The sequence below is a fragment of the Lysobacter xanthus genome (genome assembly GCF_047159895.1).
Map to the genome: position 1 here is coordinate 1 of NZ_BAAGAB020000009.1, position 19,156 is coordinate 19,156.

At 72.7% G+C, this 19,156-nt stretch carries 13 protein-coding genes and 2 pseudogenes; 11 read left to right on the top strand and 4 right to left on the bottom strand.

Going from position 1 to position 19,156, the window contains the following annotated elements; all coding sequences use genetic code 11:
- From ACY35P_RS04515 to folE, 5 genes and pseudogenes are all read left to right on the top strand, one after another.
- Window positions 1-1,735, top strand: a pseudogene (locus ACY35P_RS04515) (exodeoxyribonuclease V subunit gamma); the annotation flags it as partial.
- A 62-nt stretch (window positions 1,736-1,797) separates the two neighbouring features.
- Window positions 1,798-5,352, top strand: a complete 3,555-nt coding sequence (locus ACY35P_RS04520; RefSeq protein WP_462114689.1) for a UvrD-helicase domain-containing protein — start codon at window positions 1,798-1,800, stop codon at window positions 5,350-5,352.
- Window positions 5,349-7,097: an exodeoxyribonuclease V subunit alpha gene (gene recD, locus ACY35P_RS04525; RefSeq protein WP_462114646.1), complete on the top strand. Its 1,749-nt coding sequence runs from the start codon at window positions 5,349-5,351 to the stop codon at window positions 7,095-7,097. The genes ACY35P_RS04520 and recD overlap by 4 nt, the downstream gene beginning before the upstream one ends.
- Before the next feature lie 154 nt (window positions 7,098-7,251).
- A complete protein-coding gene (locus ACY35P_RS04530) occupies window positions 7,252-7,713 on the top strand; it encodes a glycine zipper domain-containing protein (RefSeq protein WP_462114647.1) in 462 nt (153 codons plus the stop codon).
- A 259-nt stretch (window positions 7,714-7,972) separates the two neighbouring features.
- On the top strand, window positions 7,973-8,566 hold the full coding sequence (folE, locus tag ACY35P_RS04535) for a GTP cyclohydrolase I FolE (protein ID WP_462114648.1): 594 nt from the start codon (window positions 7,973-7,975) through the stop codon (window positions 8,564-8,566).
- A 15-nt stretch (window positions 8,567-8,581) separates the two neighbouring features.
- Here folE and ACY35P_RS04540 read toward each other — a convergent pair whose 3' ends face one another.
- Window positions 8,582-9,730 carry an aminotransferase class V-fold PLP-dependent enzyme gene (locus ACY35P_RS04540; RefSeq protein ID WP_462114649.1) on the bottom strand — a complete coding sequence of 383 codons (1,149 nt, stop codon included), beginning with the start codon at window positions 9,728-9,730 and terminating at the stop codon, window positions 8,582-8,584.
- 87 nt (window positions 9,731-9,817) lie between these two features.
- On the opposite strand from ACY35P_RS04540, the gene egtB reads away from it, so the two are divergent.
- The 5 genes from egtB (at window position 9,818) to ACY35P_RS04565 (ending at window position 15,650) form a co-directional block, all read left to right on the top strand.
- On the top strand, window positions 9,818-11,110 hold the full coding sequence (egtB, locus tag ACY35P_RS04545) for an ergothioneine biosynthesis protein EgtB (protein ID WP_462114650.1): 1,293 nt from the start codon (window positions 9,818-9,820) through the stop codon (window positions 11,108-11,110).
- A gap of 5 nt (window positions 11,111-11,115) precedes the next feature.
- Entirely contained in the window at window positions 11,116-12,102 is a 987-nt protein-coding gene (gene egtD, locus ACY35P_RS04550; RefSeq protein ID WP_462114690.1) for an L-histidine N(alpha)-methyltransferase, read from the top strand.
- Window positions 12,099-13,091: an NAD(P)/FAD-dependent oxidoreductase gene (locus ACY35P_RS04555; protein ID WP_462114651.1), complete on the top strand. Its 993-nt coding sequence runs from the start codon at window positions 12,099-12,101 to the stop codon at window positions 13,089-13,091. The genes egtD and ACY35P_RS04555 overlap by 4 nt, the downstream gene beginning before the upstream one ends.
- Before the next feature lie 86 nt (window positions 13,092-13,177).
- Window positions 13,178-14,428: a TCR/Tet family MFS transporter gene (locus ACY35P_RS04560; RefSeq protein ID WP_462114652.1), complete on the top strand. Its 1,251-nt coding sequence runs from the start codon at window positions 13,178-13,180 to the stop codon at window positions 14,426-14,428.
- Window positions 14,429-14,447: 19 nt separating this feature from the next.
- Entirely contained in the window at window positions 14,448-15,650 is a 1,203-nt protein-coding gene (locus ACY35P_RS04565) for a DNA topoisomerase IB (protein WP_462114653.1), read from the top strand.
- An 18-nt stretch (window positions 15,651-15,668) separates the two neighbouring features.
- On the opposite strand, the gene ACY35P_RS04570 is transcribed toward ACY35P_RS04565, so the two are convergent.
- Complete coding sequence (locus ACY35P_RS04570) at window positions 15,669-16,223, bottom strand: GAF domain-containing protein (RefSeq protein WP_462114654.1); 555 nt, start codon at window positions 16,221-16,223, stop codon at window positions 15,669-15,671.
- A 200-nt stretch (window positions 16,224-16,423) separates the two neighbouring features.
- Between ACY35P_RS04570 and ACY35P_RS04575 the strand changes: the two are divergent.
- Window positions 16,424-18,232 (top strand): annotated as a pseudogene (locus tag ACY35P_RS04575) (PAS domain S-box protein); the annotation flags it as partial.
- Between the two features lie 190 nt (window positions 18,233-18,422).
- On the opposite strand, the gene ACY35P_RS04580 reads toward ACY35P_RS04575, so the two are convergent.
- Together ACY35P_RS04580 and ACY35P_RS04585 are read right to left on the bottom strand one after the other, a co-directional pair.
- Window positions 18,423-18,749, bottom strand: a complete 327-nt coding sequence (locus ACY35P_RS04580) for an I78 family peptidase inhibitor (protein WP_462114655.1) — start codon at window positions 18,747-18,749, stop codon at window positions 18,423-18,425.
- A gap of 78 nt (window positions 18,750-18,827) precedes the next feature.
- Window positions 18,828-19,151, bottom strand: a complete 324-nt coding sequence (locus ACY35P_RS04585) for an I78 family peptidase inhibitor (RefSeq protein ID WP_462114656.1) — start codon at window positions 19,149-19,151, stop codon at window positions 18,828-18,830.
- Window positions 19,152-19,156 lie beyond the last annotated feature (5 nt).

Consider the following 19,156-nt stretch of genomic DNA (forward strand, 5'->3'; position numbering starts at 1 on the left):
GCCCGACCTCGAAGGCGGCGACCTCGCCGCGCTCGACACGCTGATCGGCCTGGTGCGTGTGCTCACCCGCTACGAGCGCGTGCTGTCCAACGCGATGACCGCCGAACACTGGCGCGAGCGCCTGCTCGCGCTGCTTGGCGCGGTGCTGCCGGAGCGTCCGCGCGATCCGCGCGACGAACGCGCCCTCGACCGCCTGCGCACGCTGATCGACGAGTTCGCCGACGCGGCACGTCGCGCGCGCTTCACCGGCCCGGTCGAGCCCGAGATCGTGCGTGCGCACTTCGACGCGAAGCTGGCCGAGCCCGACACGCGCGCACCGCTGATGGGCAGCGGCGTCAGCTTCGGCCGCATGGTGCCGATGCGCCTGCTGCCGTTCCGCGCGATCTGCATCCTCGGCATGGGCGACGGCGAATTCCCGCGCTGCGATCCCGGCGGCGGCATCAACCAGCTCGTGCGCGAGCTCGACGGCCCGCACCGGCGCCGCGGCGACCGCTCGCTGCGCGACGACGACCGTTTCATGTTCCTGCAGCTGTTCGCGTCCGCGAACGATGCCTTCTACGTGAGCTACCTCGGCATGGACCCGCGCGACGGCAGCACGCGCGAGCCGTCGGTGCTCGTCAACGAGCTGCTCGACGTCGCGGCCGCCTACCACGCGGATCCGAAGCGCGCGCGCGACGGCTTCGTCGTGCGCCACCCGTTGCAGCCGTTCTGCGCCGAGGCCTTCGGTGCCGACGGCGAGGGCGTTGAACCGCGACGCTTCAGCTATCGCGACGACTGGCAGGCCGCGGCGCGCATCGCGCTGCCGCGCCGTCGTGAACTGGCGCCGTGGATGGGCCTCGCGCTGTCGCCCGTCGAACCGCGCGTGCCCGACGTCTCGCTCGGCGAGCTCGCGCGCTTCCTGCGCAATCCGCCCGACGCCTTCCTGCGCCAGCGCCTGACGCTGCACCTGCCCGACGTCGGTGCCCCGGTGCTCGACGTCGAGCCGCTCGTGCTCGAGCGCCACATGCACGACCGCCTGCGTGCGGCCGTGTTCGATGCGCAGGTCACCGGCCGCACGCACCAGCTTGCGCGGCGACTCCGCGCGCAGGGCCTGCTGCCCGGCGGCGTGTACGGCCTGCGCGTGCTCGACGACACGGTGGAGACGGTGCGTCCGTTCGCCGAGCTGTTCACCGGCTGGCGCGGCGACGCCGAGGCCGAGTCGCTCGGCTTCGAACTCGACCTCGGCGTCACCCGCCTGCACGGGCGGCTTCCGGCCCTGCATCCGCACGGGCTCGCGCGACTGCGCTTCGACGTGCCGAACGGTCCCTCGCAGATCGCGCACGGCCTCGACTGGCTGGTCGCCTGTGCGCTCGGGCGCGGCGTACCGCTCGTGCAGTTCGTGCTGCGCGACGATCGTGCCGATGCGATCGAACGCGCCCCGGTACCGCCGGCGCAGGCGCGCGACATGCTCGCCCGCCTGCTCGCGCTGCGGGAGGACGGCCTGCTCGCGCCGCTGCCGTTCGGCGCCTACTCGGGCTGGTTGCTGTACGACGGTGGCGAGGAGAAGGGCTGGGGTCGCGCGCGCGACAAGTGGTTCGCCGAGCGTGGCTTCGCCGAAGGCCTGCAACCCGCGGTGCGGCTCGCCCTGCGCGGCCGCGATCCGTTCGTCGACGAGGACGCCGGACGCCAGTTCCGCGCGCTCGCCCGGCGCGTTTTCGATGCGGTGCTGCATGCGCGCGCGGAGATCGACGCGTGAGCATCGTCGACCTGCCGCCACCCGCATCGCTCGACGCCGACGATGCCGACGCGTTCCTCGGGATGCCGCTCACCGGCACGCGCCTGATCGAGGCCAGCGCCGGCACCGGCAAGACGTTCACCCTCGCCACGATCGTCACCCGCCTGATCGTCGAGCGCGGGCTGCGCGTGGGCCAGGTGCTGGCCGTCACCTATACCGAGGCCGCCACCCAGGAACTGCGCGAGCGGCTGCGCCAGCGCCTCGCGCTGCTCGCGCGCGTGGCCTCGGGGGCCGTGCTCGTGGAGGACGGCGAGGTCGCCCTGTGCCGCAGCCTGGTCGAGCGCCAGCAGCGCGTCGAAGATCCCGTCGCACTGCGCCGACGCCTGCAGCGTGCCGCGCGCGAGCTCGACACCGCGGCCGTGCACACGATCCACGGTTTCTGTACGCGCGTGCTCGCCGACCATGCGCTGGAGACCGGCGAGTCCTTCGACCGCGCCGGGCTGGTCGGCAGCGACCGCGAACTGCGCGAAACCGTCGCGCACGACCTGTGGCGCGCGCTCGCGGCCGAGGCGGGCGACGCCGACGTGCTCGCGCAGCTGTGGGCCTCGCCCGATGCGCTGGCGCGTTCGCTTGAGCCCCTGCTGCGCGCGACCCGCGTGCTGCCGGCGCCGATGGACGCGGGCCCCTCGCCCGCAGCGGACGTGCGCGAGGCCGCCCAGGCGCTGCGCGAGGCCTGGTACCTGCACGGCGTCGACGCGCGACGTGACGTCGAGGCGGCGCTCGCGGCCGGCGTGCTGAACAAGCGCAGCTACAACGCGAAGGCCCTGTCGACGCTCTGGGACGCCCTGCACGACTGGTCGCGCGGCACGTCGCCGTCGTGGACGCGCGGCAAGCTCGAACTGCTGACGACGGCCAAGCTCGCCGCCTGCACCAACAAGGGCAAGGACGCGCAGCGTCCGCAGTCGCCCCTGTGCGACGCCGCGCAGGCCCTGCTCGATGCGCTCGCCCGCCATGCGGAATGGCTCGACCGTCGCAAGCTCGCACTCGTGCACCGCGTGCGCGACGAGGCCGCGCGGCGGCTGGCCAAGCTCAAGCGCCAGCGCGGCATGCGCAGTTACGACGACCTCATCGACGGCGTCGCCCGCGCGCTCGACGGCCCGCATGCGCGTGCGCTCGTCGCGCAGCTGCGGCGCCAGTACCACGCCGCGCTCGTCGACGAATTCCAAGACACGGATGCGCGGCAGTGGTCGATCTTCCGCCGCGTCTTCGGCGACGACGGCGACGAGGCGCTGCCGGCGCTCGACGATGCGGTGCGTCCCGCCCGCTTCCTCGCGCTGATCGGCGACCCGAAGCAGGCGATCTACGGCTTCCGCGGCGGCGACGTCCACACCTACCTGCGTGCCCGCGAACACGCGCAGCCGGGCCCGGTGCTGGCGCGAAACTTCCGCTCGCGGCCGTGCCTGCTGCGCGCCGTCGATGCGCTGTACGAGGCCGCGGGCGAGGACGCCTTCGGCGCGACGGGCATCGGCTTCCGTCACGTGTCGCCCGGCGGTCGACGTTCCGACGATGCCTGCCTGCGCGACGGCGTTCCGGCACCCGCGCTGACCCTGCGCCGGCTGCCGCCGCGCGCGGACGGCAAGGAGTGCAGTGCCGACGAGTCGCGGGACGGCGTCGCGCTGGCCTGCACGCAGGCGATCCACGAGACCCTCGCGCTCGCCACGGCCGGGCGCCTCACGATCGACGGCCGCGACGGCACGCGCGCGCTCGGGCCCGGCGACATCGCCGTGCTCGTGCGCAAGCATCGCGACGGGCTGCGCTTGGCGCGCCTGCTGGCGCAGGCCGGCATCCCCGCCGTCACCGCGGCGCCGACCAGCCTGTTCGAGACCGAGCAGGCGGTCGAACTCCTGGCGGTCTTCGACGCGCTGCTCGCGCCGGCCGATCCGCGGCGCCTGCATGCCGCGTTGTCGAGCGTGCTGCTGGGCCTGGACGCCGCACGCATCGATGCCTTGCTGCACGACGACGTCGCGCGCGCCCGCGAACTCGGCCGTGCGCTCAGCTGGCGCGAGCGCTGGCTGCGCGCGGGCCCGCTCGCGCTGGTGGAGGAACTCTGCGCGCAGAATGCGCCGCGCCTGCTCGAGCTGGCCGACGGCGAGCGTCGACTGTCGGACTTCATCCAGCTCGGCGAAGCCCTGCAGGAAGCGGCGCAGCACGTGCTCGGCCCGCAGGCGCTGGTCGACTGGCTGCGCGCGCGCATCGCCGGCGCCGACCGCAGCGACCGCGAGCAGCAGCTGCGGCTGGAATCCGATGCGCGCCGCGTGCAGATCCTCACCGTGCACGGCAGCAAGGGCCTCGAATTCCCGTTTGTGTTCCTGCCGTTCGCGGCGGTGGGCGATGGCGGTCGCCCCACCGACTGGTGCGACTACGACGACGGCGAAGGCCGCGTGCTGCACGTGCGTCCGGACACGGCGGTGCGCTCGATGCAGCAGGCCGAAGCCGCGGCCGAGGACGCGCGCCTGCTCTACGTCGCGCTCACCCGCGCGCAGCATGCGCTGTGGCTCTGCGACGGCCCGCTGTTCCGCCGCGCTCGCACGCCGCTGTCGCCGATGCTCGAAGCCCTGCAGGCCGACGGCGGCTCGATCGTCGTCGACGAAAGCCCGCTGGACGAAACGCTGCCGGCGCCCCTGCGCACCGCCGCGCCGCCGCGACCGCCGCGCGCGCGCCAGCCGCGCCGCGTGCTCGCGCGCGACTGGTCGATCTATTCCTTCAGCGCGCTCGCCCGGCTCGGTACGGGCAACGTCGAAACGCTGCTGCCGCGGGGCGAGCGCGTCGACGCCGCCGAGGAACTGCTAGCCGCGGACGCGCCGATCGACCTCGGCGCCGAGCTGCGCGCCGCAGCGGCCGACGACGCGCGCTTCTCCGGCACGCGGTTCGGCGACGTGGTGCACGGCGCGTTCGAGACGGTCGACTTCGCCGCCTGGCGCGACTGGCGCGACGGGCCCCCGCCGGCCGGCCAGCACGAGGCGCTCATCGAAGCGTTCCGCGCGCAGGGCTATTCGCAGACCGACGTTGACGACGGCCTGCCGCTGCTCGCCGCGCTCGTCGGCCACACGCTCACCGTATCGATGCCCGAAGGCGCGCGGCTGTGCGACGTGCCGGCCGCGTCGCGTCGCGCGGAGATGGAATTCCACTTCGCGCTGTCGCAGGTCGACGTCGAGGTGCTGCTGTCGACGGTACAGGCGCACGGCCTGCTCACCGAGCGTTCGGGCTTCGGCGCGCGTCGCGTGCTGGATGGCCTGATGACCGGCAAGATCGATCTCGTCTACGCGCACGACGGGCGTTACCACGTGCTCGACTACAAGACGAACCGCCTGCCCGATTACACGCCGGCGACGCTCGAGCGCGCGATGCACGAGGGCGAGTACACGCTGCAGGCCGCGATCTACTCGCTCGCGCTGCATCGCTGGCTGCGTTTCCGCCTCGGCGATGCCTACGACTACGAACGCCACTTCGGCGGCGTGCGTTACGTCTTCTGTCGCGGCGTCGACGCGCGCGAGGCGGCGTCGCCGGGGATCCACGCCGCGCGCCTGCCCGTCGCGCTCGTGGACGCGCTCGATCGCCTGTTCGGGGGCATCGCATGAGCCTGCTCGAGGCCCTGCAGCGCGGCGGCGCGGTGCGTCCGATCGACCTCGCGCTTGCGCAGGCCCTGCAGCGCGTGGACGGGGACACCGCCGATCCCGTGCTCGCCGCTGCCGCGCTCGCCTCCTATGCCGTGGCGCAGGGGCATGCCGCTTTCGACCCGGGCACCGTCGCCGCGCTGGTCGACGCGCCGATCGACTGGCCGGACGCGACGCAGTGGTTCGACGTCCTCGCGGCGTGTCCGCTTGTGGCACGACCGGAGGACGGCGACGCGGCCGACGAATCTTCGCCGCTCGTGCTCGAGCACGGGCACGTGTACCTGCGTCGCTACCGTGAGTACGAGCGGCGCCTCGCGGTCGCGCTGCGTCGACTGTGCGCGCCTTCCGTCGCCGCACCCGCCGCAGCGGTGCTCGCGCTGCATGCGCGACTGTTTCCTGTGGACGCCGGCAACGAGGCGCAGGCGCGTGCTGCACGCCGTGCGCTCGATGCGCCGGTGATGCTCGTGACCGGCGGGCCCGGCACCGGCAAGACGACCACCATCGCGCGCCTGCTCGCGCTGCTCGTCGCGCAGGCGCAGGCCACGTGCGATGTCGCGCCGCGCATCGCACTCGCCGCGCCGACCGGGCGCGCGGCCGATCGCATGGCCGGCGGCGTCCGACGGGTGGTCGACGCGCTGCGGGCCGACGGCATCGACGCCGCGATCTGCGACGCGCTGCCGACGCAGGCGTCCACGCTGCATCGCCTGCTCGGGCTCGTGCCCGGCCGTCCGCAGGCGCGCTTCGATGCCGTCGAGCCGCTGAAGTTCGATGTGCTGGTGGTCGACGAGGCGTCGATGGTCGACCTGCCGCTGATGTGCAAGCTGGTCGAGGCCCTGCCGACGGGCGCACGCCTGCTGCTGCTCGGCGATCGCGATCAATTGCCGTCGGTGGAGGCCGGCGACGTGCTCGCCGCACTGGTCGACGCGAGCGATGCGCCGGCGTCCGCCGGGGCGCCGCTCGCCGGTCGGCGCGTGCACCTCGACCGCGGCTACCGGCAGACCGATGCCCTGCTGCTGGCGCCCGTCGCCGATCCGGTGCGCCGTGGCGATGCCGATGCGGCGCTCGCCGCGCTGCGGGCCGGTGCGGGCGGCGTGTCGTTCCACGAGGACGCGGGCGACCCGCTCGCGCCCGGCACGCGCGAGTCGCTGCTCGCGCCGTGGCGCCGCCTGCGCGACTGCAGCGTGCCAGGCGACGCGCTCGCGCAGGTCAATCGCGCGCGCCTGCTCACCGCGCTGCGCGAGGGCCCGCAGGGCGCGGTGCAGCTCAATGCGCGCATCGAACTCGCGCTCGCGGGTGCGCAGCGCGACCCGTACTTCCACGGGCGGCTGCTGATGGTCACCGAGAACAGCGCGCGGCATGGCCTGTTCAATGGCGACGTCGGCGTCTGCCTGCGCGACGTCGACGGTGCGCCCATCGCCTGGTTCGATGGCCCCGACGGCCCGCGCGCGTTCCATCCCGGGGCGCTGCCTGCGCATGCGAGCGCGTTCGCGACGACGGTGCACAAGGCGCAGGGTTCGGAATTCGACAGCGTCTGGCTGCAGCTTCCGCTCGTCGACACGCGCGTGCTCACGCGCGAGCTCGTCTATACGGGCCTCACGCGTGCGCGCAGCGCGTTGCACGTGCTCGGCCCCGCGTCGGCGATCGAGCGTGCGCTCGCCCGCCACGCGCGTCGCGTGTCCGGTCTTGCACGGCGCCTCGGCGCCGTCTGATCACGGTCGCGTGACGATGCACGCCGGTTGCGTTAAGCAGCCGTTGGCTCGAAGCCCCGGTTTCTTCACTCGCGTTGTACCGGTGCCCGCCCACAGTCGGTGCACCGCTGCCGGCCGGTTGCCGGCTCCCCCAAGAAAAACAACGGAGTCCACCATGAGCGACGTCAAGAAAGACCACAACCTCGGTTCCGGCACGGGTGCCGTCGCAGGCGCCGTCACCGGCGCGGCGATCGGTTCCGCCGCGGGCCCTGTGGGCACCCTCGTGGGCGCCGCGATCGGTGGCGTGGTCGGCTCGAAGGCCGGCGACTCGATCGCCGAGGCCGTGAACCCGACCGAGTACGAGAGCCACTTCAAGAACAACTACACGAACACCGAGTACTACAACAGCTCGCGCGACTGGAACGACTACCAGCCGGCGTACAAGTACGGCTACGAGACCTACGGCCAGTACCGCGGCCAGAGCTTCGACACCGTCGAGCCGGAACTGCAGCGCAACTGGGACAGCACGCGTGGCGAGTCCCGCCTGGCGTGGGGCGAAGCGCGCGGCGCAGTGAAGGACGGCTGGCACCACATCGAGCGTGCGATGCCGGGCGACGCGGACCGCGACGGCCGCTGAGCCACGGCGCAGGCGCGCGGACCGCGGTCCGCGTCGCCTGCGACGACTCAACTGCTGCGATTGCTACCCGCAGCATCGGGGGCCGGGAAACCGGCCCCTTTCTTTTTGCCTGACGGGCGAACGCCGACATCGCTCTGCAGGCCGCCACCACGGACCGCGGCCGGATGCGCATGCGGCCGGGACGCGGCATCCCGCGACGGTCGGCCTCGCGCGACGGCCGCTGGGCTACGATGCGCGCGTTCAATTGCGTGGATCGACCATGTCCGACATCGACAAGCCCAGCCGCGAGGAAGCGGAATCCGCCGTGCGCACCCTGCTGCGCTGGGCCGGCGAGGATCCCGCCCGCGAGGGCCTGCTCGACACGCCGCGTCGCGTCGTCGACGCCTACGGCGACTGGTTCAGCGGCTACGGCACCTGCGCGAAGACCTACCTGGAGCGCACGTTCGAGGAAGTGGCCGGCTACGACGAGATGGTCGTCCTGCGCGACATCGAGTTCGAGAGCCATTGCGAGCACCACATGGCGCCGATCATCGGACGCGCGCACGTCGGCTACCTGCCGAACGGCAAGGTGGTGGGCATCAGCAAGCTCGCCCGCGTGGTGGAGAGCTTCGCGCGCCGCTTCCAGGTGCAGGAGAAGATGACCGCGCAGATCGCGGAGGTCATCAACCGCGTGCTGCAGCCGCGCGGCGTGGGCGTGGTGATCGAGGCCAGCCACGAATGCATGACCACGCGCGGCGTGCACAAGCGCGGCGTGTCGATGACGACGTCGACGATGCTCGGCGCGTTCCGCGAGGACGCGCGCACGCGGGCCGAGTTTTTGCAGTTCATCCGCAGCGGCCAGCCGCCGCGCTGACGTACGCGGCCGCGCTCAGCGCGCGGCGATCACCGCCGCGGCGACGGCGTCCCCATCCGCGGCGGTGACGTGCAGGTGCGGCGCGAGCCGGAAGACGCCGTCGCGCTCGATGCAGACGACGCCCGCCCGCGCGAACGCATCGCGCAGCGCCCCCAAGCGATCGGCCGGCGGCGCGAGACCCAGAAGATGCGGCGACGACGGCTCGACGCACCAGGCGCCCAGCCCGGCCCCGGCGAGGCGCGCCTTCAGGGCGTCCGTCCACGCACCGAGCGATGCGGCGATCGCCGCCGGCGTCCAGCCGACCACCGCGCGCAATCCGGCCTCCGCGATGGCGAGCCTGAGCGGATCGGCGATCTCGCCGCCATCGAACCGGCGCGCACCGTCGCGGTAGGGCGGCGGGGCATTCGCGTCGAAGCGCCATGCCTGTGCCGGCGCGCGACCCTGCCAGTGCTGCTCGAGCGGGGCGATGCGCGCCCGCCAGTCCGCGTCCGCCCACAGCAGGCACAGGCCCTTGTGCCCGAGCAGCCACTTGTAGCCGACGCTCATCGCGAACGCGGGCCGCCAGCGCGCGACGTCGCAGGGCAGCGCGCCGAGGCTCTGGCTCAGGTCCAGCACCAGCGGCACGCCGGCGTCGTGTGCGGCGGCGGCGATGCGGTCGAGGTCGAGCCGACGACCGTCGCGCCAATGCGACTGCGACAACACGAGCACGGCGGGTCGCGCATCGGCGATCAGCGCGAGCACGCCGGCCGTCGCGTCCGCGCGCGGCGCGACCTCAATGCGCGCCCCCACGGCCGCGCACCGCGCCTGCCAGGGCAGCAGCGCGGAGGGAAACTCGCCGTCGACGAAGCCGACCACGGCACCCGCCTGCAGCGGCCAACCGGCGGCGACGGTCGACATCGCATGCGCGACCGACGGCACGACGGCCACCGCGTCGGCGTCCTCGCGGCCGTCGACGTGGAACAGCCGCGAGCCCAGTGCGCGCACGCGCTCGACCTGCGCCTCCCAGTCGCTCCACGCCAAGCGCCACGGCGCGAGCCCATCCGCCCAGGCGTCCCGCAGCGCGGCATCGACGTCGCGCAGGCGGGGCGCATTGGACGCGGTGTCGAGGTAGATCGCGCCTTCGGGCAGCAGGAAGGCGTCGCGGGCGTCGTCGGGCACGGGCATGAGCGCACTGTAGCGGGGGCCGCGGAGGCGTCGCGTCGCGCCGACAGCCGTCACCCGTCCGTCGCGGTTCGGCCGTAGGCTGACCCGATGGGACCCGCCCTGCTCACCCCGCCCGCCTCGACGCGGGATGCGCCGCCTTGTGCGGCCGCGCCGCTCGCCGCGCGCTTTGCCGCGGTGCGCGAGCGCTCGGTCGAACTGGCGGCGCCCGTGTCGGCCGAGGACGCGATGCTGCAGTCCATGCCCGACGCGAGCCCGACGAAGTGGCACCTCGCGCACACGACGTGGTTCTTCGAGACGTTCGTGCTCGCTGCGTTGCCCGGGCATGCGCCGGTCGATCCGGACTGGGCGGTGCTGTTCAACAGCTACTACCAGAGCGTCGGCCCGCAGCATGCGCGCCCGATGCGCGGCCTGCTGTCGCGACCGTCGCTCGCACAGGTGCTCGACTACCGCGCGCGCATCGATGCACGGCTGCTCGACGGCCTCGCGCGCGATGCGTTCGACGCGCCGCTCCGCCAGCGCATCGAGCTGGGCCTGCAGCACGAGCAGCAGCACCAGGAACTGCTGCTCACCGACCTGCTGCATGCCTTCTCGTGCAATCCGCTGCGCCCGGCGTACCGCGACGACCTTCCCGCGCGCGGCCCGGCCGCCGGTCCGCTCGGCTGGCAACGCTTCGACGAGGCGATCGTCGAGATCGGCGCGCCGTCGTGGCCCGCCGGCGACGCCTTCGCCTTCGATCCGGAATCGCCACGACATCGCGTGCTCGTCGGCGCGTATGCGCTCGCGACGCGGCCGGTGACGTGCCGCGAGTACCGGGAGTTTATCGACGACGGCGGCTATCGCACCGTCTCGCTGTGGCTCAGCGACGGCTGGACGCGCGTGCAGGCCGAGGACTGGCAGCGCCCGCTGCACTGGCTCGACGAGGCCGCCGAATTCGGCCTCGGCGGCGTGCGCGCCATCGACGACGATGCGCCGGTCGCGCACCTGAGCTACTTCGAAGCCGATGCCTTCGCGCGCTGGGCCGGCGCGCGCCTGCCCACCGAAGCCGAATGGGAGCGGGCCGCGGCCTCGCAGGCCGTGGACGGCAACTTCGTCGAGAGCGGTCGCCTCGCGCCGGCCGGGCACGCCGGCACCGGCCTGCGGCAGATGTTCGGCGACGTCTGGGAATGGACGTCCAGCGCCTTCGTGCCGTATCCGGGCTTCCGGCCGTGGGACGGTGCGCTCGGCGAATACAACGGCAAGTTCATGGTCGGCCAGCAGGTGCTGCGCGGTGGCAGCTGCGCGAGCCCGCGCGACCATCTGCGGCCGAGCTACCGCAACTTCTTCCCGCCCCGCGCGCGCTGGCAGTTCGCCGGCGTGCGCCTCGCCCAGGACGTCGCATGACGCTGCTGCATGCCCGCGCCCGCCGCGCCGCGCCCGCGCTCCCCACGCTGCTCGACCTCTCGCCCACGCCCGACGACCTGCGCGGCGACGTGATCGCCGGGCTGTCGTCCACGCCGAAGACGCTGCCGTCGAAATATTTCTACGACGCGCGCGGCTCGCAGCTGTTCGAGGAGATCACGCGGCAGCCCGAGTACGACCTCACGCGGACCGAAGTCGCGCTGCTGCAGCGCGCGATGCCGGCGATCCGCCAGGCCGTCGGCGCCGATGCGCACGTCGTCGAGTACGGCAGCGGCAGCGGACGCAAGACGCAGTTGCTGCTCGCCGGGCTCGATGCGCCCGTCGCGTACACGCCGGTCGAGATCTCGAAGGAGATGCTGCTCGACGCCACGCAGCGCCTCGCCTACGCCTTTCCCGAAGTGCAGATGCTGCCGGTGTGCGCGGACTTCACCGCGCCGGTCCCGGTGCCGCCCGCGCTGATGGCAGCGGCGCGCACGCTCGCCTTCTTCCCGGGCTCCACGCTCGGCAATTTCGACCAGGCGCAGTCGGTCGACCTGCTCGCGGCTATGCGCGAAACCATCGGCGCGCACGGCCAGGCGCTGATCGGCCTCGACCTCGTCAAGCCGGTCGCGGAGATGGAAGCCGCCTACAACGACGCCGCCGGGGTCACCGCCGCGTTCACGCTCAACCTGCTCGCCCGCATCAACCGCGAACTCGGCGCCGACTTCGACCGCCGCCGCTTCCGCCATGTCGCGCGGTTCTCGGCCGAGCGCAGCCGCATCGAGACGTCGATCGTCAGCCGCGGCCTGCAGATGGTGCGCGTGGCGGGGCAGGCGTTCGTGCTCGAGGACGGCGAGCCGATCTGCGTGGAGATCTCGCACAAGTACACCGACGCGTACTTCGACGCGCTCGCCGCGCAGGCCGGCCTGCGCGTCGTCCACCGCTGGAACGCGCCGGCCGATCGCTTCGGCCTGCGCCTGCTGGAACCCGCATGAGCGACGACGACCTGCTCGACTGCCTGATCATCGGCGCCGGCCCCGGCGGGCTTACCGCCGCGACGTACCTGGTGCGCTACCACCGGCGCATCCTCGTGGTCGACGCCGGCAAGAGCCGGGCGCGCTGGATCCCCGCCAGCCACAACGCGCCCGGGTTTCCGCGCGGCATCGAAGGCCACACGCTGCTGCAGCAGCAGCGCGAGCAGGCGATCGGTTATGGCGCGGACATCGAGGACGCCTGCATCGCGCAGCTCAACCGCATCGACGACGGCTTCGAGGCGGTCGCCGCGGACGGCCGCCGCTGGCGCGCGCGCTTCGTGATCCTCGCCACCGGCATCGTCGACGTGATGCCGCCGCTGGACGGGCTGGAGGAGGCGATCGCCGGCGGCGCGGTGCGCCTGTGCCCGGTCTGCGACGGCTACGAGGCGAGCGACTGCCGCGTCGCGGTGTACGGCCCGGTGGACAGCACGGTGAGCCATGCCGTGTTCCTGCGCACGTTCTCGCGCGAGGTCAGCCTGATCGCGAGCGATGCCGATGCCGACGACGGCGCGCTGGCGAAGGCGCGCGAGGCCGGCATCGACGTGTTGCCAACGCCGTCGAAACTCGCCTTCGAGGGGCGCTCGACGGTCGCGCGTTTCGACGACGGGCGCGAGATGCGCTTCGACACGCTGTATCCGACGCTGGGCAGCCAGCCCAACAGCGGCCTCGCCGAGCAGGTCGGCGCGGAGCTCGACGAGGCGGGCGAGGTGGTCACCGGCGGCGACCAGCAGACGAGCGTCGACGGCCTCTACGCGGTCGGCGACGTGGTGAGCGCGCTGAACCAGATCGCCGTCGCGGTCGGGCATGCGGCGATCGCGTCGACGAAGATCCACAATCGCCTGCCGCGCAACTGGCGCGAGCGCGCGGACCTGCAGCCCGAAACCGCGCAGGCGCTGCCGCAACCGGCGGGCACCACCGGGCCGGAGACGCCCAAGTCCGCACGGCCCTGAGGCGCGCGCGGCCGCCTGGGCCTTCGGCACCGGCACGCCGCGCCCGCCGCGGCTAGACTGCGCGCCTCCCTCCGAGGACGACTCCCGTGGACGCCGCGACTTCCGCAGGCCCGCGCCGCGCCGCGCTCGCCTTCATCTTCGTCACCGTGCTGATCGACGTGCTGTCGTTCGGCCTGATCATCCCGGTGCTGCCGCACCTCGTGCAGAAGCTCAACGGCGGCGACCTCGCGCACGCCGCGGTCTGGGTCGGCATCTTCGGCACCGTGTTCGCCGCGGTGCAGTTCCTGTCCTCGCCGATCCAGGGCGCACTGAGCGACCGCTTCGGACGCCGGCCGGTGATCCTGATCTCGTCCGTCGGCCTGGGCCTCGACTTCGTGTTCATGGCGCTGGCGCCGACGCTCGCCTGGCTCATGGTCGGCCGGATCATCTCGGCGGTCGCCTCGGCGAGCTTCACCACCGCGAACGCCTACATCGCCGACGTCACCCCGCCCGAGGGTCGTGCGAAGGCCTTCGGCTTGATCGGCGCGGCATTCGGCCTGGGCTTCATCATCGGCCCGGTGGTCGGCGGCCAGCTCGGTGCGATCGACCTGCGGCTGCCGTTCTGGGGCGCGGCCGTGCTCGCGCTGGCGAACTTCTGCTACGGGCTGTTCGTGCTCCCGGAATCGTTGCCGGCCGAGAAGCGCGCGAAACGCTTCGACTGGACGCAGGCGCGGCCGTTCGCCTCGCTCTCGATGATCCGCCGCTATCCGCAGATCACCGACCTCATCCTGATCGTGCTGCTCGCAGCGTCCACGCACTACGTCTACCAGAGCACGTTCGTGCTGTTCGGCGACGCGCGCTACGGCTGGGGCCCGAAGGAGGTGTCCTACGTGCTCGCCGCGGTCGGCGTGCTCAGCGTGATCGTCAACGCGGGGCTCGTGGGCCGCATGATCAAGCGCTTCGGCGAACAGCGCGCGATGTCGATCGGCCTGGCCTGCGGCGTCGTCGGCTTCGCGATCTACGGCTTCTCGTCGCAGCCGTGGATGTTCTGGCTCGGCCTGCCGATCAGCGCGCTGTGGGCGGTGTCCCAGCCCGCGGCGCAGGCGCTGATGACGCGCGAGGTCGGCCCCGAGGCGCAGGGCCGGCTGCAGGGCGCGATCATGAGCCTCGTCAGCCTGATCGGCATCGTCGCGCCGATCACGTACGCCTCGACCTTCAGCTTCTTCATCGGCAAGGCGTCGCCGGTCTACCTGCCGGGTGCCGCGTTCTTCCTCGCCGCGATCGTGCTGTCGGTGGCGTGGTTCGTCGCGGTGCGCCACGCGCGCCGCGCGGCGGCCGTGGAACCCGCCGCCGCCTGAACGCGCGTGGCCGATTGGCATGCCGTTGACGACGGCATGCCGATGCTCGGCCGACATGACTCTCTCCGCACCGCCTTCCGCCGAGGGCGCGCTCGCCGCGCGCCAGGCCGGCCTCGTCTACGTCGGCGACGTCGAGCCCGGCCTGCGCCGACGCAAGGCGGGCGCGGGCTTCGCCTATGTCGACGCGCAGGGCCGCGGCGTCGACGACGAAGCGACCCTCGCGCGCATCCGCGGCCTCGCCATTCCGCCGGCCTGGACTGACGTCTGGATCTGCCCGGACACGAACGGCCACCTGCAGGCCACCGGTCGCGACGCGAAAGGCCGCAAGCAGTACCGCTACCACCCCGACTGGGCGGCAGTGCGCGGCGACGGCAAGTTCGAACGCATCGTCGCCTTCGGCGAAGCGCTGCCCAAGCTGCGGCGCCGGCTGGGCCGCGACTTGCGCCTGCCGGGCTTTCCGCGCGAGAAGGTGCTCGCCATCGTCGTCTCGGTGATGGCGCGCACGCTGATCCGCGTCGGCAACGACTGCTATGCGCGCAGCAACCGCTCGTTCGGCCTGACCACGCTGCGCAACCGCCACGTCGGCTTCCTGCGCGGCGGCCGCGCGAAGTTCGCGTTCCGCGGCAAGTCCGGGCTCGAGCACGAGATCGTGCTCGACGACGCGCAGCTGGTGAAGCTGGTGAAGCGCTGCCAGCAGCTGCCGGGGCAGGCGCTGTTCCAGTACGTCGACGACGACGGCGCCTCGCAGCCGGTCGGCTCGGCACAGGTCAACGACTACCTGCGCGAGGCGATGGGCGAGGCGTTCACCGCGAAGGACTTCCGCACCTGGGGCGGCACGCTCGCGGCCGTCGAACGCTTCGCCGCGATCCCACCGCCGGACGACGCGAGCGACCGCGAAGTCGCCTCGATCGAAAAGCAGGTCATCGCGGAGGTCGCCGACCTGCTCGGCAACACCCCGGCGGTCTGTCGCCGCGCCTACATCGATCCGGCCGTGCTGGACGGCTGGCGCGCGGGCCGGCTGCGCGCCCCGGAAGACCGCGTGCGCGGCTGGGAACGCATCGCATTGGCGTTCCTGCGCGAGGAGCGCCGTCGCGTGGCGCGGGGCCGTGCGACGACGTCGACGCCCCGTGTCGCCTCGCGGGCGAAAAAGCGCGGGGTCGTCGCGTCCGCGCACCGGCGGCGTTCGCCCGGCGTCGGTGCGACGGCGCACGCCGCGCCCTGAGGCGGCGTCGACGCGTCGTCAGGCGTTCGCGCGTTCCGGCAGCATCCGGAAGAGCTGCTTGGCGACGTCGTTCATGTCGGCCACCGAGAGCAGTGTGGTGAGTTCGCTGCGCAGGCAGTCCGCGAGGTCGTGCATCGCCTGCAGCTGCGCCGGGGTCGGTTCGCGCGGCACGCGGTCGATCGCGCAGAGCGTGCCCACCGCGATGCCGTCGGGCAGCACGATGGGATGGCCCATGTAGAAGCGGATGCCGGGCTCGCCGGTGACCAGCGGGTTGTCGGCGAAGCGCCCGTCGGCGAGCGCGTCGTGCACCACGAACGGGGCGTCGGCGAGGATCGCGTGGCCGCAGAAGGACACGGCGCGCGACGTACGGTCGACCGGCAGGCCCTCGCAGCCGCGGAACCACTGCTCGTCGGGGCCGACGATCGTCACCGCGGCCATCGGCGTGTCCATGATCGTGCGGGCGAGCCGCGCGTAGCGCTGGCACCGCTCGTCGCGCTGCGCGCCGGACAGGTCCATGCGCTCGAGCACCCGCAGTCGCGCACACTCGTTGTCGGGGAAAGCGGGGACGAGCATGGCGTACTCCGTGCGGGCGCCGGTGCGGACAGGGGCGTCGGCGGCTCTCCCGCGGTTATCGGCAGCGACGCCGCGGCCTTCAGCACGGCGGGCACTCGTGAAACACAGCGGTTCAGGCGACGCGCTGCAGCCGCTCGCGGCGCGGCCGTTACCGAACGACAGCCCCGGTCATCACGGGGCGCATCACGAGATCGCTTGCCATGTCGACCGCCGAACGTTCCCGCAGCTTGCTTACCCATCTGCGGCTGCGTCGGCACGATGCCCACCTCGAAGGACGGCTCGCGGCGCTCGAGCGCTCGCAGGCGGTGATCGAGTTCGACCTCGAAGGCCGGGTCCTCGACGCCAACGCGAATTTCCTCGACGTGTTCGGCTGCCGCATCGAGGACGTGCGCGGCCGCCACCACCGGATGTTCGTCGGCGACGAGGTGGCGAGGGGGCCGGAGTACCGCGACTTCTGGCTGGCGCTGGCGCGGGGCGAGTTCATGTCGGGGCAGTTCCGGCGCGTGCGGCCCGACGGCCGCGAGGTCTGGTTGCAGGCCACCTACAACCCGGTGTTCGACACCGCGGGGCGGCCGGTGCGCGTGGTGAAGTTCGCCACCGACATCACCGCGCGCAAGCAGCGCGAGCTCGACGTGGCCGGCCAGATCGATGCGATCGACCGTGCGATGGCCGTCGTCGAGTTCGCGCTCGACGGCACGATCCTGCGCGCCAACGCGAACTTCCTGGCGGCGCTGGGCTATGCGGAGCACGAGGTCGTCGGGCGCCCCCATTCGATGTTCGTCGACGCCGCGACGCGCACGTCGACCGAATACGCGGATTTCTGGCGGGCGCTCAATGCCGGCGAGTTCCGTGCCGGGCAGTTCCTGCGCAGGGGCAAGGGCGCCCGCGACGTCTGGATCGAGGCCAGCTACAACCCGATCCTGGGCGAGGACGGGCGACCGCTGAAGGTCGTGAAGTACGCGACGGACATCACCGCGCAGCGCAATCGCAACGCGGACTTCGAGAGCCAGCTGCGCGCGATCCACCAGGTGCAGGCCGTGATCGAGTTCGACCTCGACGGCACGATCCTCGATGCCAACGCGAACTTCCTGCAGGCGGTGGGCTATGCGCGCGAGGAGATCGTGGGCCACAACCATGCGCTGTTCGTCCCTCAGGCCGAGCACGCCTCGGCCGCCTACCGCGCGTTCTGGGAACGGCTCGGGCGGGGCGAGGCCGACAGCGGCCAGTACGAACGCCGCACGAAGGACGGCCGCGCGCTGTGGCTGCAGGCGAGCTACAACCCGATCCTCGACGGCACCGGCAGGCCCTACAAGGTGGTGAAGTACACCACCGACGTCACTGCCCAGGTGCAGCTCGCCAACGAGCTCAAGGTGCTGGTGACGCGCGTGGAGACGTTCTCGCAATCGATCACCGCCGGCGCACGCGAGATCGCGATGGGCAATGACGACCTCGCTTCGCGCACCGAGCAGCAGGCCGCCGCGCTGGAGGAGACCGCGGCGACGATGGAGCAGATCGGCGCGACCGTGCTGAGCACCGCGCAGAACGCGCAAACCGCGCAGGAGCTCGCCGGCACCGTGGCGACCGCGGCGCGAGCGGGGCAGGCGGCGGTCGACCGCGTGGGCGAGTCGATGCAGCACATCCGCGATTCCAGCCGCCGCATGATGGACGTGCTCGGCGTGATCGACGCGATCGCATTCCAGACCAACATCCTCGCGCTCAACGCCGCGGTCGAAGCCGCGCGCGCGGGCGACGCCGGGCGCGGCTTCGCGGTCGTGGCCTCGGAGGTCCGCGCACTCGCGCAGCGCTGCGTCGCCTCGTCGAAGGACATCAAGACGATGCTGTCGACGTCCGGCGATGCCGTCGCCCAGGGCGGCGAGCGTGCGCGCGTGGCCGAGCAGGCCATGAAGGCGATCCTCGCCGCGGTGGCGCAGAGCACCGAGCTCATCGAATCGATCAGCCATGCCACGCGCGAGCAGGGCATCGGCATGGGCCAGATCAACGACACCGTGGGCAGCCTCGAGGAAGCGACGCAACACAATGCCGCGCTCGTCGAGCAGGTCGCCGCGGCCTCGGCCTCGCTCGACCGCGTGGCGTCCGAGCTGCAGGCGACGATGAGTGCGTTCGCGGCGCGGCGCACCCAAGCGACGCCGACCCCGCGGCCGGCGATGCGCGCCGCCGGGTGACCGTGGCGGCGCTGGATCAGCCGCAGGCGATGCGCGTGATGAGGTTGGCGGCGTCGACGTAGACGTTCAGACGGCCGTCGCGGAATTCCATCGTCACCATCTGGCCGGGTTTGAGCACACGCGCGACCTCGGCGCCTGCGCGCATGCGCGCGGTCTCGACGTTCTGCGGCGTGGCCGGCTGGCCCACGAGCGACTGCGCCGCTTCGGGGCGGCACTGCTGCGCGGCGGCGGGCGGATGCGGATCGCTCATGGGCGGGGCGCCGGACGGAGTGGCACAGGCGGCGAGCGCGACGTCGAGCGTCGCGCTCGCGAGCAGGGTGGCGATGCGGACAGGGCGGTTCATGCAGCCTCGCGCGAAACGATCGGAGGCGCCAGCCTGCCCGTTCGCGCGCAGCACCGCGTCAACGTGGCGACCGCCGGTTCAGCCGCAGGTGGTCCGCGTGATCAGCGCGCCGCCGTCGAGGTAGAGATTGAGGCGGTCGACGCGCGAGGACTCCTGCGCGGTCTCGTTCGGCATCACCAGGCGCACCGTCGTGCTGCCGCTCGCCTGACGCGCCTGTTCGACGATCGCCGCGCTCGCGGCGCGGCCGACCAGGGCATCGGCATTGCCCGGATGGCAGACGGTGGTCGTGACCGCATCGGCCGGACGCATCGCGCTGCATGCGGCGACTGACGCGACCAGCACCATCACGGGCAGGACGAGACGGGGCCAATCACCTTCGCGGACGGAACCTTGGAGTGGCATGCGAT